Below are 13,120 nucleotides of genomic sequence, written 5' to 3' on the forward strand. Positions count from 1 at the left end.
TGAATCCTGCGACCGCGGTGCAGGTCACCTGTAGGAGCGAGCTTGCTCGCGATCAACGCTTGACTCTGTAGTCGACTACAGACTATAGCCTATGCACTTGAATCAACATGGACACCGCCATGCAACACCTCAGCATCGGTCAGCTCGCGCGCCGCAGCGATGTCGGCGTGGAGACGATCCGCTTCTACGAGCGCGAGGGGCTGATCGCCGCGGACGGCCGCACGGCGAGTGGTTACCGCCGCTTTGCCCCCGCGGTCACCGAGCGGCTCGGCTTCATCAAGCGTGCCAAGAAACTCGGGTTTTCGCTGACCGAGATCCGACAACTGCTGGAACTCGCCGAGGCGGAAGGCGACCGCGCCAGCGTGAAAGCGCTGGCCGAACACAAACTGGCGGAGATCGAACACCGGATCGGTGAGCTGCAGCGCATGCGGGCAGCCCTCGCCGATCTCACGCGGCAGTGCTCCGGGCATGGTCCCGTTGAAGGCTGCCCGATTATCGAGACGCTCAACGAGGACGCCGGTCATGAGTGACCACTGCGAGCACGAGAAGACCACCAGCGCGAAACAGCAGAGCACCTGCTGTCATGGCAATGCCGCGGAAAGCGCGCCCGAAACCACGGACCACGGAAGCGGGTGCTGCGGCCACGCCGATTCGCGTCCCGCGGATACCGGCAACACGCCCGGCAAGTACATCTGCGCCTGCTGCCCGGGCGTCGAAGCGGACGAACCCGGCAACTGCCCCCACTGCGGGATGGCTCTGCAGCGGGTCGGCGGGTCCGCGACGACCACGCGCTACACCTGCCCGATGCACCCCGAAATCGTGCGCGACGAACCGGGCGATTGCCCGATCTGCGGCATGGCGCTCGAGCCTATGACGGTCACCGCCGACGAGGGTCCGAGTGCCGAACTGGTCTCGATGACGCGACGCTTCTGGATCTCGGCCGCACTGTCGATTCCACTGATCGTCCTGACCATGGGCGGCATGGTCGGCCTTGACGTCGATGCGTGGATCGATCGTTCGATCTCGGGCTGGCTGCAGCTCCTGCTGGCGACGCCGGTCGTGCTGTGGGGCGGCGCGCCGTTCTTCCAGCGCGGCTGGCAGTCGGTCGTCAATCGGCGCCTGAACATGTTCACGCTGATCGCGCTGGGTACCGGTGCGGCGTTTGCGTTCAGCCTGGTGGCATTGCTGTTCCCCGGCATCCTGCCGGCGGCGTTCCTGGAAGGCGGTCACCCACCGCTGTACTTCGAGGCCGCGGCCGTCATCACCACGCTCGTCCTGCTCGGCCAGGTGCTGGAAATCCGCGCCCGCGAGCGGACCTCGGGGGCGCTGAAATCCCTGCTGGAACTGGCACCGCCGCAGGCCGTGCGGATCGATGCCGACGGCAACGAGGAAACGGTGCCACTGGAACGCGTGACCACCGGTGACCACCTGCGCGTCAAACCCGGCGAGAAGGTGCCGGTGGACGGCGAGATCCTCGAGGGATCGAGCAATGTCGACGAATCCATGATCACCGGCGAGCCGATGCCCGTGAGCAAGACTACGGGCGACCGCGTCACCGGCGGGACCGTCAACCAGACCGGCGGTTTCGTCATGCGGGCCGACCAGGTCGGCGGCGATACGCTGCTGGCGCGGATCGTCCAGCTGGTAGCGGACGCGCAGCGCTCGCGCGCACCGGTCCAGGGGCTGGCCGATCGGGTGGCCGGTATCTTCGTCCCGGTGGTGGTCGCGATCGCCCTGCTGGCATTCGGCGTGTGGGCGGTGATCGGTCCCGCGCCGGCACTGAACCACGCCTTCGTGGTCGCCATCTCGGTGCTGATTATCGCCTGCCCCTGCGCGGTCGGTCTGGCGACACCGATGTCGGTAATGGTCGGTCTGGGCCGGGGTGCCCAGGCCGGCGTGTTGATCCGCGACGCGACCGCGCTGCAGACGCTTGAGGGCGTCGACACGCTCGTCTGCGACAAGACCGGCACCCTGACCGAGGGTCGGCCGCGACTGGTGACGATCGAGGCGTGGGACGGCATGGAAGAGGACGAGTTGCTGCGCGCGGCCGCGGCGGTGGAACGCGGGAGCGAACACCCGCTGGCCGCGGCGATCGTCGCCGGGGCGCGCGATCGCGGCATCGAGTTGGGCACGGCAAAGGATTTCGACTCCGTGACCGGCCAGGGCGTGCACGCAACCGTCGGCGGGCGCGTGGTGCTCGTCGGCAACCGTGCGTTGCTGGCCGACGCCGGGATCGACACCGACGCGCTGGAGACCCGTGCGGACGCACTGCGGGGCGAAGGCCAGACCGTCATGCTGGTCGCGATCGACGGCCAGCCGGCCGGGCTGCTGGGCGTCGCCGACCCGATCCGGGAGACCACGCGCGAGGCCCTTGAGCAATTGCATGCCGCCGGCGTGCGCGTTGTGATGTGTACCGGCGACAATGCCACCACGGCCGAGGCGGTCGCGCGCCAGCTCGGCATCGACGAGGTCCGGGCCGGCGTCTCGCCGGAGGACAAACACGCCCTCGTGCAGACGCTGCAGCGCGAGGGCCGGACCGTCGCCATGGCCGGCGACGGCGTCAACGACGCGCCGGCACTGGCCGCCGCTGACGTGGGGATTGCCATGGGCGCCGGCACCGACGTGGCGCTCGAGAGCGCCCCGGTGACGCTGGTCCGCGGCGATCTGCGCGGCATCGCCAGTGCCCGCCAGCTGTCCCGGCGCACGATGACGAATATCCGCCAGAACCTGTTTTTCGCCTTCATCTACAACGGCGCGGGCGTGCCGATCGCGGCCGGCGTGCTCTACCCCGTATTCGGTCTGCTGCTGTCACCGATGATCGGCGCCGCCGCGATGAGCGCGAGTTCGGTCTGCGTCATCACGAACGCGCTGCGGCTGCGGCATGTCGCGCTGCGGTAATGACGGGTACGGCCATGCAGACCAGCGCATCGGTAGCGGCGCATGAAACGCGCGACCTGAACAGTCCGGAGGCCATCTCCGAACTCGTGGACGCCTTCTACGCGCGCGTGCTGGTGGATCCGACCCTCGCGCCGATGTTCACGAAGGTGGCGGCGGTCGATCTCGACCAGCATCTGCCCACCATCAAGGCCTTCTGGCGCAAGATGCTGCTGGGCCGCCCGGACTATGACCGCAACATGGTCGCGCGCCACGCTGCGGTGCACGCGCGCATGCCGCTCACCCGCCGGCATTTCGATCGCTGGCTGGCGCTGTTCACGCGCACGATCGACGAGCGCTTCGCGGGCCCGGGCGCCGACCGGGCCCGGACCCTGGCGGTGCGGATTGCCGCCAATCTGGAACGCAACCTGGACGCGTATGCGGAGGACACCGTAAGGACACGGAAGTAGGCCGGCCTTGCGCGGTCCCGGGCATCCCACCGTGCAATGCCGGCATTCCCCGGCGGCCGATGGTGGTGCGGGAGGCAAATGCCGCGGGCGCCGGGTAAGGCCGGCCTCTCATAGCCCGCTGATCGGGGCGTCATAAAATGTCACCCGCGCCCCTGCGCTTAAAAGCGCCGCGGGGGCCACCGCACGAACGATCCGACGGTGATCAAGGCGAACAGCAGGTACGCCACGTGCGCCTGCCACAGCGCGATGTCGTAATACAGCAGCCGCCCGACCCACTCGGCGATAAAACCGGCCTCGTCCACCGCCTGCCCGCGCCAGCGGGCCTCCAGCAGGGTCAGCGGGCAGTACACCCCGAGCACGACCTCGGCCACGACAATGCCGATCGCGCCAAGATGCAGCCAGCGGAACCAGGGGTTGCGGGTCCAGCGCCACCCTGCGAGTCCGCCCCACATGATCAGGCCCTGGCCGACCACGACAAAGGCCACGTATGCGAGGTGTGCCAGGGCGAGCAGATCGGCTGCGAGATGCGATTGCATTGCTACTCCGGAGTTCCACCGGCCCCGCTCCGGTCCGCTCGATCAGCGATTCATGGCCCCGGGGGATACGGCGTATAGTTCGCACTGACCTGGAGACAGGGTACCGCGGGATACAGACTCCCTCTTCCCCGGAACGTACGGATCATACTGCATGCCCACCAGCGATCACGCCCCCTTCGTACGCCCACTCACCGGGCTCGCCAATCGACTCAACCGCCTGGTCGAAGACCGCCTCTGGCTGAAGGTCATCATCGGGATGGTGCTTGGTATCATCACCGGAGTTCTCCTCGGTCCCGGCGTTGGCTGGGTCGAACCGGCGCTGTCGCATTCGATCGTAAGCTGGCTGGCGCTGCCGGGGCAGCTCTTCCTCGCGCTGGTGCAGATGATCGTCGTGCCGCTCGTGTTCGCGTCCATCGTGCGCGGGATCGCGACCCAGGCGGGCGGCGCCAATCTGCGGCTCGTCGGGATTGGCGGTGGTCTGTTCTTCCTCGTGACCACGGTGATCGCCACCGCCATCGGTCTCGCGCTGGCCATCGCGATCGATCCTGGCGCCTACGTGGACGTCGAACAGCTGCGCAACACCATGGCGGCCCCGGTCACCGCTGTCACGGAGCCGGCAAACCGCCCCGATGTGACCAACCTGCCCGCGCTGCTCGTCTCGCTCCTGCCGACCAACCCGCTGGACGCGATGGCCCAGGGGCAGATGCTCCAGGTGATCGGCTTCGCCTTCATCGTCGGCGTCGCGCTGCTCGGCATGCCACGTGACAAGGCGGTGCCACTGCTGGATCTGCTCGGCTCCATCCTCGAGGTCTGTATGACCGTGGTCTCGTGGGCGATGCGGCTGGCACCGTTCGCGGTGTTCGGGCTCATGACGCGACTGGTATCGACGGTCGGTTTCGGCGTACTCGCGGCCATGACGGTCTATGTGGCGACCGTGCTCGCGGGACTCCTGCTGCTGGTGGCGCTGTACCTGATCATCATCGGGGTCAGCGCCGGCCGGCGACCGCTGGCCTTCCTCGGCGCGACCCGGGAACTGCTGCTGCTGGCCTTCTCGACCTCGAGCTCGGCCGCGGTCATGCCGCTGTCGATCCGGACCGCCGAGCAGGGCCTCGGCGTGCGCGCATCCATCGCGAAACTGATCGTGCCGCTGGGCGCCACGGTCAACATGAACGGCACGGCCCTGTATCAGGGCGTGGCGACGGTGTTCCTGGCGTCGGCATTCGGCGTACCGCTCGACGCGTCGGCCCTGCTGTTCGTCGTCGTGATGGCGGTCATCGCGGCGATCGGTTCACCGGGTACGCCCGGGGCCGGCATCGTCATCCTTGCCATGCTGCTGGAAGGGGTGGGCATCCCGGCGGCGGGTGTTGCATTGATCCTCGGTGTCGACCGGCTGCTCGATATGAGCCGAACCGCCGTCAACGTCGCGGGCGACATGACCGCATGCGTCGTGCTTGAGCGGTTCGCGGGCAAGGAGAAAGCCGCCGCGGCGCCTGCAACCGCGTGATCCGTGCCCGTTCAGGCATCCAGCAGGCGCGCCGCGCGCCGATAGCGGGCGTATTCAATGAAACCGCGAACCGCCCAGATGCCAAAGGCGGCGGCCGCCACCGCCGCCGTGACCGAAGCAGCCCGTGCAGATAGCCCGGCACCCTCGTGCCAGAGACCGAGGGCCGGAATAAGGAGGACGGCGGCGGGGATCGCCGGGAACCAGCCGCGCATGGCGGCCGCCATGCCGCGCGGTTCAACGAGGCGCGCCCCCCAGGTGTGGTTGTCCCAGGCATAGGCTCGATACACGCCGGCCCGCGAGCGGCCGGCCACGGTCACCTGATCGCCCTCGTTGAGCGGCAGCGCGGCCCCATGGCGCAGCTCGACCGTGTTGCCCGCGACCCGGAAGCGATAGATATGAACGGTCGGCGCCGGCCGGCCTGCACGGCCGCGGCCCACCTGGTGCCGTTGATACTCGAGCCGCTCGACGGTGCCCTGCACTCGCTCCATGGCGCGGTCAGCCACCCGCACGCATCACGGCCGCAAGAGCGGCGACCGTGGCGACAAACCGGCGGACCAGGCCGTTACGGACGGGCACGGAAGCAACGCTCGACGTGATCGTCGACGAGACCGACGGCCTGCATGTAGGCGTAACAGATCGTCGGCCCGACAAACCGGAAACCGGCCGCCCGAAGCGCTTTCGACAAGCGCTTCGAAGTGGGAGTCTCCGACGGGATGTCCGCCTCGGAGGCGGGCCGGTTGACCACCGGCTCGCCGTCGACGAAGGACCACAACCAGTCGCTGAAGCGGCCATGGCGTTCGCGCAGATCCAGGAAAGCCCGCGCGTTGCCGACGGCGGCGTTGAGCTTCGCGCGATTGCGCACGATGCGCTGATCCTGCATCAGGCGCTCGATATCCTGTTCGCCGAACGCGGCGACCCGCTCCGGATCGAACCCGGCGAATACCTCGCGGAAGGCGTCGCGCTTTTTCAGGATCGTCAGCCAGGACAGGCCGGCCTGCTGTCCCTCGAGAACGAGCATCTCGAACAGGTGGCGGTCGTCGTGAGCGGGTACACCCCACTCCTCGTCATGGTATTCGACGTAGAGCGGGTCGGTACCACACCAGGCGCAGCGCTCGCGCGTGTCATTACGGTTCGGCAAGGTTCGTCCCGGGGCGGGAGGGGCTGTGACATCATACGCCCTTGCCATACGGTATCGGCAGGGGCCGGCCTATGGGCGCAGGGCGCGTCACGCCGACGCGACCTGTGCGGAATGTGCGGTCGCTCAATACACCAGGGTGTGAACCGGAGTACCCCATGCAACGTATGCGCCGTGCGCGCGCAGTGGCCGCCATCGCGGTCGTCGTATTGCTGGTCGCCGGATGCAGCGGGCCACCGCCGCTGGACCCCCTGGCCGACGACGCCCGCATACTCGCTTTCGGCGACAGCCTGACGCACGGTACCGGCGCGGATGACGGCGATAGTTACCCGGCCGCGCTTGAACGACTGAGCGGGCGCGAGGTCATCGAATCGGGCGTGCCGGGCGAACTGTCCGCGGAGGGACGGCGACGACTGCCCGGCGTGCTGGATGCGGTCGAGCCCGACCTCGTCATCCTTCTGCACGGCGGCAACGACATCCTGCGCGGAAAAGACCTCGGCGCCACCCGAAGGAATCTCGCGGCCATGGTCGACAGCGCCCGACAGCGCGGCATCCCGGTCGTACTGGTCGGCGTGCCAGCCCGGGCGCTGTTTTTCCAGACCACAGCGGACCTCTACTACACGGTGGCCGAGCGCGAAGGCGTGCCCCTGGAGGCGGACATCATGGAGACGATCATCGACAGCCCGGAACTTCGGTCCGACCAGGTCCATCCAAACGCGGCGGGCTACCGGCGCCTGGCGGAGGCGGTGCACCGTCTGCTCGTACGCACCGGGGCACTCGCGTCCTGATGCGTCGCCATACCGGGAACATGGCCCGTAGCGCGCCCGCGTCGAGCGGACCGCGTGGAAATCGGACGAACCCGAACGCGACCACGACTCGAATTCGATCCCGGTATACCCGGCGAAAGGACAGTGGATGAGCATGTATCGATGGGGCATCAGCATCGCGGCCGTCGCTGCAATCGCCGCCGGCGCCTGGTGGCTGCGTGACCAGGGCGTCGCACCGCCATCGACAGACCAGGGCGACAGCCGGGTCGCGGTCGAGGCCGCGCCCGTGGAGACGGGGTCGGTCGCCGACGTGCGGACCTTCACCGGTACCCTGGAGGCCGGTGATGCCTTCACCGTCGCACCGAAGATCGGCGCGCAGATCGAGCGCATCCATGTCGATATCGGCGACCGGGTCGAGCAGGGCCAGGTCGTGGCCGAGCTCGACGACGACGAGGCGACCCAGGCCGTCGCCGAGGCCGAGGCCGAGCTCGCCGTAGCCCGCGCCGAAGTGGAACAGGCGCAGGCGGATGCGCGGCTCGCCCGGCGCGAGTTCGAGCGTACCCGCTCGCTCGCCGAGCGCGATCTGGCCTCGACATCCGAACTCGATACGACCCGGGCGCGCGCGGAAGCGCAGAATGCCGCCGTCGAGGTGGCGAAGGCCCGCGTGACACAGCGCGAGGCCGCGCTCGCGCGGGCGCGGGTGCAGCTCAGCTACACCCGTGTGCGCGCTGACTGGCGCGGTGGCGACAGTGAACGCGTGGTCGGCGAGCGCATGGTGAACGCCGGCGATACGGTCGCCGCCAACACGCCCCTCGTCTCGGTCCTGGGGATCGCGCCGATCACGGCGGCCGTGTTCGCGCCGGAGAGCGACTACGCGCGACTCTCGGGCGGTCAGACCGTGGCGGTCACCGCCGATGCGTTACCCGGCCGGACGTTCCAGGGCCGCATCAGCCGCATCGCCCCACGGTTCGAGAGCGATTCGCGCCAGGCGCGCTTCGAAGTGACCTTGCCGAATGAGGATCGCGCCCTGAAGCCGGGGATGTTCGTGACAGTGCGGGTAACGGTGGCCACGGCCGACGATGCCACCCTGGTGCCCGCGGAAGCGATCGTGCGCCGGCAGGAGGGACCTGGCGTGTACCGGGTGGTCGAGGGCGATCCGCCGACCGTGCAGTTCGTGCCGGTCACCGTCGGTATCGAGGGCGACGATGGCGTCGAGATCCTCGAGCCCGAGCTGTCCGGCCGGGTCGTCACGCTCGGGCAGCAGATGCTCGAGGACGACGCGCCGGTGATCGTCTCGGAGCTGCCGTCGCCGTGAATCTTTCCGCCTTCAGCGTCCGCCGCCCCGTGCTGACGGCCATGGTGACCCTGATCGCCGTGGTCATCGGCGTGATGTCGCTGACGCGGCTGCCGGTCGACCTGCTCCCGGATATCGAATACCCGTACATCACGGTCAACGTGGCCTACCCCAACGCCTCGCCGCAGGCGATGGAGGAACTGGTCGCCAAGCCGATCGAGAACGCGGTCGCCACCGTGCAGGGCATCGAGGAGATCACGGCCTCGACCTCGGAGGGCGTTGCCAACGTCCGGCTGCGGTTCGCCTGGGGCACCGATCTCGGCTTTGCCGCGATGGACGTGCGCGCCGCGATCGACGAGGAATACGAGGACCCGCCGGAAGGAGCGGAGCGCCCGCAGATCCGCAAGTTCGATACCTCCGATGCGCCCATCATGCTCATCGGGGTGTTCAGCGAGATCGACCCGATCGCGCTGCGCAGCATCATCGACAACCGCCTCAGCTACCGGATTCAGCAGGTGCCGGGCGTCGCCCAGACCGATCTCTGGGGCGGGCCGGAACGCGAGATCCAGATCCGCCTGCGCCCGGAGCGCGTGCAGGCGCTGGATCTGCCGCTGGCCGATGTGGTCGAGACCCTGCGCGAATCCAATCTCAACCGCCCCGGCGGCTCCATCGAGCAGGGCTACACGGAATACACCGTCCGTGTGCCCGGGCGCTACGAGAACCTCGACGAGGTCCGTAACGAGATCGTGGCCGTGCGCAACGGCGCGCCGGTGCGTCTCGGCCAGGTGGCGGAGATCGCCGACACGCAGAAACGCGTGACGCGGATCATCCGGATCAATGGCGAACCGGGGATCCGCATCGCCGTACGCAAGCAGTCCGGTGCCAACACGGTCGAGGTGGCCGAGCGCCTGAAGGCCGAGATCGAACGCATGAATGCGGATTTGCCGCAGATCGACATGCGCACGCTGTTCGATACATCCGAGTACATCGAACGCTCGATCCGCAACGCGACCCTGGCGATGCTGGCCGGCGCCGCGCTGGCGATCGCGGTGCTGCTGTTCTTCCTGCGCAACCTGCGCGCCACGCTCGTCGTCGCGACCGCGATCCCGGTATCGGTGATCACCACCTTCGCGCTCATCTACTTCGGCGGCTTTTCGCTCAACCTGATGACGCTCGGCGGACTCGCCCTGGGCGTCGGCCTTATGGTGGACAGCGCAATCGTCGTGCTGGAGAACATCGTCCGCCGTCACGAGGGCAACGGTGAGACGGCGAACCAATCCGCCGACCGCGGCGCCAGCGAAGTGGCGGCGCCGGTGGTCGCGGGCACGCTCACGACGGTGGCGATCTTCGTCCCCATGTTCTTCGCCCAGGAACTCGCCGGGCAGCTGTTCAAGCAGCTGGCGTTCGTGGTCGCGTTTGCGCTCGCCTGTGCCCTGCTGGTGGCCCTGACCGTCGTGCCCATGCTCAGCGCCCGTCTGCTGCGCGGGCGGGCGCTGCGCGCGCCATGGCCGCTGCACGAGATCGGCGAGGCGATCGGGGCCGGGCTGCGCCGGCTCGAGAGCGCCTACGTCCGCCTGCTGGACGGCTTGCTGGGGCGCTTCTGGCGGGTGCTCGGCGCGGCCGTGCTCCTGCTGGGCGCCGCGGTGGCCGCCGTGCCCCTGCTCGGCACCGAGTTCATGCCGGCCACCGACGAGGGCGAGGTCGAGGTGGACGTGGAGTTCCCCGCGGGCACGCGCCTGGACACGGTCGAGCGCGGCACCGCGCAGGCGCTGGAGGTCGTCCGCCGCGAGGTCCCGGAACTCATCAACACCGTCACCAGCGTCGGCTCCGGCTCCTACCGGCCGTCGGAATCCGCGGAGGGCGAGATCCGGATCTCGCTGCCCTCGCGCGCCGAGCGCGAGCGCTCTTCCGCGGAAGTGGCGGCCGATCTGCGTGCGGAGATCGGACCGGTCGCGGGTGCCGAGGTCCGGGTCCGCACCCGGCGTCCGTTCTTCCTGCGCGCCCTGTCCTCCGGGGAAGAGTCACTGGCCATCGAGGTCCGCGGGTACGAGTTCGAGACGCTCGAGGCGCTCGCGCACGAGGTGCAGCGCCGGATCCGCGACATCGAGGGCATCGTCGACACGCGCCTGTCGCGCGAGGGCGGCGAGCAGCAGCAGTTGATCCGCGTCGACCGCGACCGCGCCGCCGACCAGGGCGTGCGCGTCTCGGCCGTCGCGGAGACCGTGGAGACCGCGATCTCCGGGCGCATCGCCTCACGCTTCCTCGACGCCGGCGACGAGATCGACATGCGCGTGCAGTTCCAGGGCAACGAGACCCTGCCCCCGCGCGAACTGCTCGACCTGCGCGTACCCCGCGCCGACGGCGGCCTCGTGCGCCTGGGCAACGTCGCCTCACTGGCGCGCGCCGAGGGCCCGGTGGTGATCGACCGCAAGGACCAGACGCGCTTCATCGAGGTGCGCGGCAACCTGGCTGGTCGCGATATGGGCTCTGTGGTCGACGATGTCCAGGCGGCGCTCGCCGGTATGCCGATCCCCGATAATTACGACATCGTGCTCGCCGGCGATTACGAGGAACAGCAGTCGGCTTTCTCGTCACTGTTTCTGCAGATCCTGCTGGCGATCGCGCTCGTCTACATGGTCATGGCGAGCCTCTACGAATCCTTCCGCGATCCGCTCATCGTGATGGGCTCGGTTCCGCTCGCGCTGATCGGCGTGGTGCTGGTGCTGTTCGCGACCGCGACTACGCTCAACGCCCAGTCACTCATCGGCTGCGTGATCCTGATCGGCATCGTGGTCAACAACGCCATCCTGATCGTCGACCAGGCGAACCGCCTGCGCGCGGAAGGCGAGACCATCAACGACGCGCTCAAAGAGGCCGGCCGACGCCGTCTGCGGCCCATCCTAATGACCGCGATGACCACCATCCTCGCCCTGCTGCCGCTCGCCATCGGCGCCGGCGAAGGCGGCGAAACCCAGGCCCCGCTCGGCCGCGCCGTGGTCGGCGGGCTCCTGTTCTCGACGCTCATCACACTGGTCCTCATCCCGGTCATCTACGAACGCGTCCACCGTAATGATCCGCCTGTCAGGGCGTGACGGTGGTTGGAACCACAGATGGACACGGATGAACACGGATTGGCTCCCGGGCTGGCAGGGCTTCCGGGAGCCTCGCTGAAATCCAGTGCCGAACGAACCGTTTGCTGGAACCACGAATGAACACGAATGGACACGAATGCTGCCGCTTGGGTTGGATCGCTCGCGGGAGCTTCGCTGACAGGCTCATTACGATTCGAACGGACAAGATCACGGAGTGGATGCGGTGTCAGCGCGAGCTCCGGCAGGCCTGGATTTCCCCAAAACCCCATTCGTGTTAATTCGTGTTCATTCGTGGTTCTGAATCCAGGTCCGATGGTGCGAGAGTGCGTCAGCTGAGCTCCCGAAAGCCGTGCCAGCCCGGGAGCCAATCCGTGTTCATCTGTGGTTCCAGTAATCTTCTATCGTGAAACTGTTCTACTGTGATCATTTCGTGTTGCCGTTGCCCGACGGGCATCGGTTTCCGATGGACAAGTACCGGCGGTTGCGGGAGCGCTGTGCCGGGGATGGGCGGTTCGAGTTGATCGAGCCGTCGGCGGCGACGGATGACCAGCTCGCGCTCGCGCACGAGCGCGGGTATATCGATCGCGTGGTCGACGGGACCATGGATCGGCGCGAGGTGCGCGCCCTCGGTTTCCCTTGGTCAGCGGGTCTGGTGGAGCGCTCGCGGCGCTCGAACGGCGCGACCATCGCCGCCGGGCGCGTGGCCTTGGCGGAGGGGGCAGCGGGCAACCTTGCGGGCGGTACGCACCATGCCCAGATCGCCGCCGCGCAGGGCTTCTGCGTGTTCAACGACTGCGCGGTCGCCGCGCGCACGCTCCAGCGCGAGGGTCTGATCCGGCGTGCGCTGGTCATCGATACCGACGTCCACCAGGGCAACGGTACGGCCGAGATATTCCAGGACGATCCGAGCGTCTACACCTTCTCCATTCACGGGGCACGCAACTTCCCCACGCATAAGGTCGACGGCGATCTCGATATCGGGCTCGACGATGGCGCCGACGACGAGGCATTCCTGCGCGCCCTGGAGCGCGGACTCGACACCGCGTTCACGGCTTTCGCGCCCGATCTGGTGTTCTACCTCGCCGGTGCCGACGCCTACGCCGGCGACCGCCTCGGGCGCCTCGCCGTCACCCCCGAAGGCCTGAACCAGCGCGACGCCCTCGTCGTCGACCGCTGCCGCCACGCCGGCCTGCCCGTGGTCGTCGTCATGGCCGGCGGCTACGCCCGCGAAATCGACACCATCGTCGACATCCACTTCGCCAGCATCCAACGCGTCGCCACCCTCGTCTGAGGGTTTCAGGAGTCCGTGCGGCCGCTGTCTGAACCACAGATGGACACAGATGAACACGGATTGGCTCCTGGCCTGGCAGGGCTTCCGGGAGCTTCGCTGAAATCCAGTGCCGAAAGAACCGTTTGCTGGAACCACGAATGAACACGAATTAACACGA

Annotated in this window: 11 protein-coding genes; 8 read left to right on the top strand and 3 right to left on the bottom strand. The window is 68.2% G+C overall.

What is annotated here, in order from left to right; all coding sequences use genetic code 11:
• Positions 1-119: 119 nt before the first annotated feature.
• Genes A0W70_RS15675 through A0W70_RS15685 form a run of 3 tightly spaced genes read left to right on the top strand, consistent with a single transcriptional unit; the run spans position 120 to position 3,344 of the window.
• Entirely contained in the window at positions 120-530 is a 411-nt protein-coding gene (locus A0W70_RS15675; RefSeq protein ID WP_075109897.1) for a MerR family DNA-binding protein, read from the top strand.
• Positions 523-2,898: a copper-transporting P-type ATPase gene (locus A0W70_RS15680; RefSeq protein ID WP_067564065.1), complete on the top strand. Its 2,376-nt coding sequence runs from the start codon at positions 523-525 to the stop codon at positions 2,896-2,898. The genes A0W70_RS15675 and A0W70_RS15680 overlap by 8 nt, the downstream gene beginning before the upstream one ends.
• Before the next feature lie 14 nt (positions 2,899-2,912).
• Positions 2,913-3,344 (top strand): group III truncated hemoglobin, encoded by a 432-nt coding sequence (locus A0W70_RS15685; protein WP_067564175.1) that lies wholly within the window; start codon positions 2,913-2,915, stop codon positions 3,342-3,344.
• Positions 3,345-3,502: 158 nt separating this feature from the next.
• Here the strand turns inward: A0W70_RS15685 and A0W70_RS15690 are convergent, their stop codons facing one another.
• Positions 3,503-3,880 carry a DUF2784 domain-containing protein gene (locus tag A0W70_RS15690; RefSeq protein ID WP_067564070.1) on the bottom strand — a complete coding sequence of 126 codons (378 nt, stop codon included), beginning with the start codon at positions 3,878-3,880 and terminating at the stop codon, positions 3,503-3,505.
• A 151-nt stretch (positions 3,881-4,031) separates the two neighbouring features.
• On the opposite strand from A0W70_RS15690, the gene A0W70_RS15695 reads away from it, so the two are divergent.
• Positions 4,032-5,384 carry a dicarboxylate/amino acid:cation symporter gene (locus tag A0W70_RS15695; RefSeq protein ID WP_067564074.1) on the top strand — a complete coding sequence of 451 codons (1,353 nt, stop codon included), beginning with the start codon at positions 4,032-4,034 and terminating at the stop codon, positions 5,382-5,384.
• Positions 5,385-5,395: 11 nt separating this feature from the next.
• Here A0W70_RS15695 and A0W70_RS15700 read toward each other — a convergent pair whose 3' ends face one another.
• Entirely contained in the window at positions 5,396-5,872 is a 477-nt protein-coding gene (locus A0W70_RS15700; RefSeq protein ID WP_067564077.1) for a hypothetical protein, read from the bottom strand.
• A gap of 74 nt (positions 5,873-5,946) precedes the next feature.
• Positions 5,947-6,522, bottom strand: coding sequence for a DNA-3-methyladenine glycosylase I (locus A0W70_RS15705; protein ID WP_067564081.1), 576 nt, complete (start codon positions 6,520-6,522; stop codon positions 5,947-5,949).
• A gap of 155 nt (positions 6,523-6,677) precedes the next feature.
• Between A0W70_RS15705 and A0W70_RS15710 the strand changes: the two genes are divergently transcribed.
• From A0W70_RS15710 to A0W70_RS15725, 4 genes are all read left to right on the top strand, one after another.
• On the top strand, positions 6,678-7,307 hold the full coding sequence (locus tag A0W70_RS15710) for an arylesterase (protein ID WP_245675908.1): 630 nt from the start codon (positions 6,678-6,680) through the stop codon (positions 7,305-7,307).
• A gap of 127 nt (positions 7,308-7,434) precedes the next feature.
• Positions 7,435-8,601 carry an efflux RND transporter periplasmic adaptor subunit gene (locus A0W70_RS15715; RefSeq protein WP_083331080.1) on the top strand — a complete coding sequence of 389 codons (1,167 nt, stop codon included), beginning with the start codon at positions 7,435-7,437 and terminating at the stop codon, positions 8,599-8,601.
• The gene (locus A0W70_RS15720) at positions 8,598-11,672 is read left to right on the top strand and encodes an efflux RND transporter permease subunit (RefSeq protein ID WP_067564090.1); all 3,075 of its coding nucleotides are present in this window, start codon (positions 8,598-8,600) and stop codon (positions 11,670-11,672) included. The genes A0W70_RS15715 and A0W70_RS15720 overlap by 4 nt, the downstream gene beginning before the upstream one ends.
• A gap of 403 nt (positions 11,673-12,075) precedes the next feature.
• Complete coding sequence (locus A0W70_RS15725; protein ID WP_067564094.1) at positions 12,076-12,963, top strand: histone deacetylase family protein; 888 nt, start codon at positions 12,076-12,078, stop codon at positions 12,961-12,963.
• The last annotated feature ends 157 nt before the right edge of the window (positions 12,964-13,120 follow it).

The sequence above is a fragment of the Halofilum ochraceum genome, from assembly GCF_001614315.2.
Taxonomy (GTDB): domain Bacteria; phylum Pseudomonadota; class Gammaproteobacteria; order XJ16; family Halofilaceae; genus Halofilum; species Halofilum ochraceum.

What these genes read in the sequence shown, in the direction of transcription:
- A0W70_RS15685 (WP_067564175.1), top strand. Translation starts at nt 2,913, where the DNA reads ATGCAGACCAGCGCATCGGTAGCGGCGCATGAAACGCGCGACCTGAAC.
- A0W70_RS15695 (WP_067564074.1), top strand. Translation starts at nt 4,032, where the DNA reads ATGCCCACCAGCGATCACGCCCCCTTCGTACGCCCACTCACCGGGCTC.
- A0W70_RS15710 (WP_245675908.1), top strand. Translation starts at nt 6,678, where the DNA reads ATGCAACGTATGCGCCGTGCGCGCGCAGTGGCCGCCATCGCGGTCGTC.
- A0W70_RS15715 (WP_083331080.1), top strand. Translation starts at nt 7,435, where the DNA reads ATGAGCATGTATCGATGGGGCATCAGCATCGCGGCCGTCGCTGCAATC.
- A0W70_RS15675 (WP_075109897.1), top strand. Translation starts at nt 120, where the DNA reads ATGCAACACCTCAGCATCGGTCAGCTCGCGCGCCGCAGCGATGTCGGC.
- A0W70_RS15680 (WP_067564065.1), top strand. Translation starts at nt 523, where the DNA reads ATGAGTGACCACTGCGAGCACGAGAAGACCACCAGCGCGAAACAGCAG.
- A0W70_RS15700 (WP_067564077.1), bottom strand. Translation starts at nt 5,872, where the DNA reads ATGGAGCGAGTGCAGGGCACCGTCGAGCGGCTCGAGTATCAACGGCAC.
- A0W70_RS15690 (WP_067564070.1), bottom strand. Translation starts at nt 3,880, where the DNA reads ATGCAATCGCATCTCGCAGCCGATCTGCTCGCCCTGGCACACCTCGCA.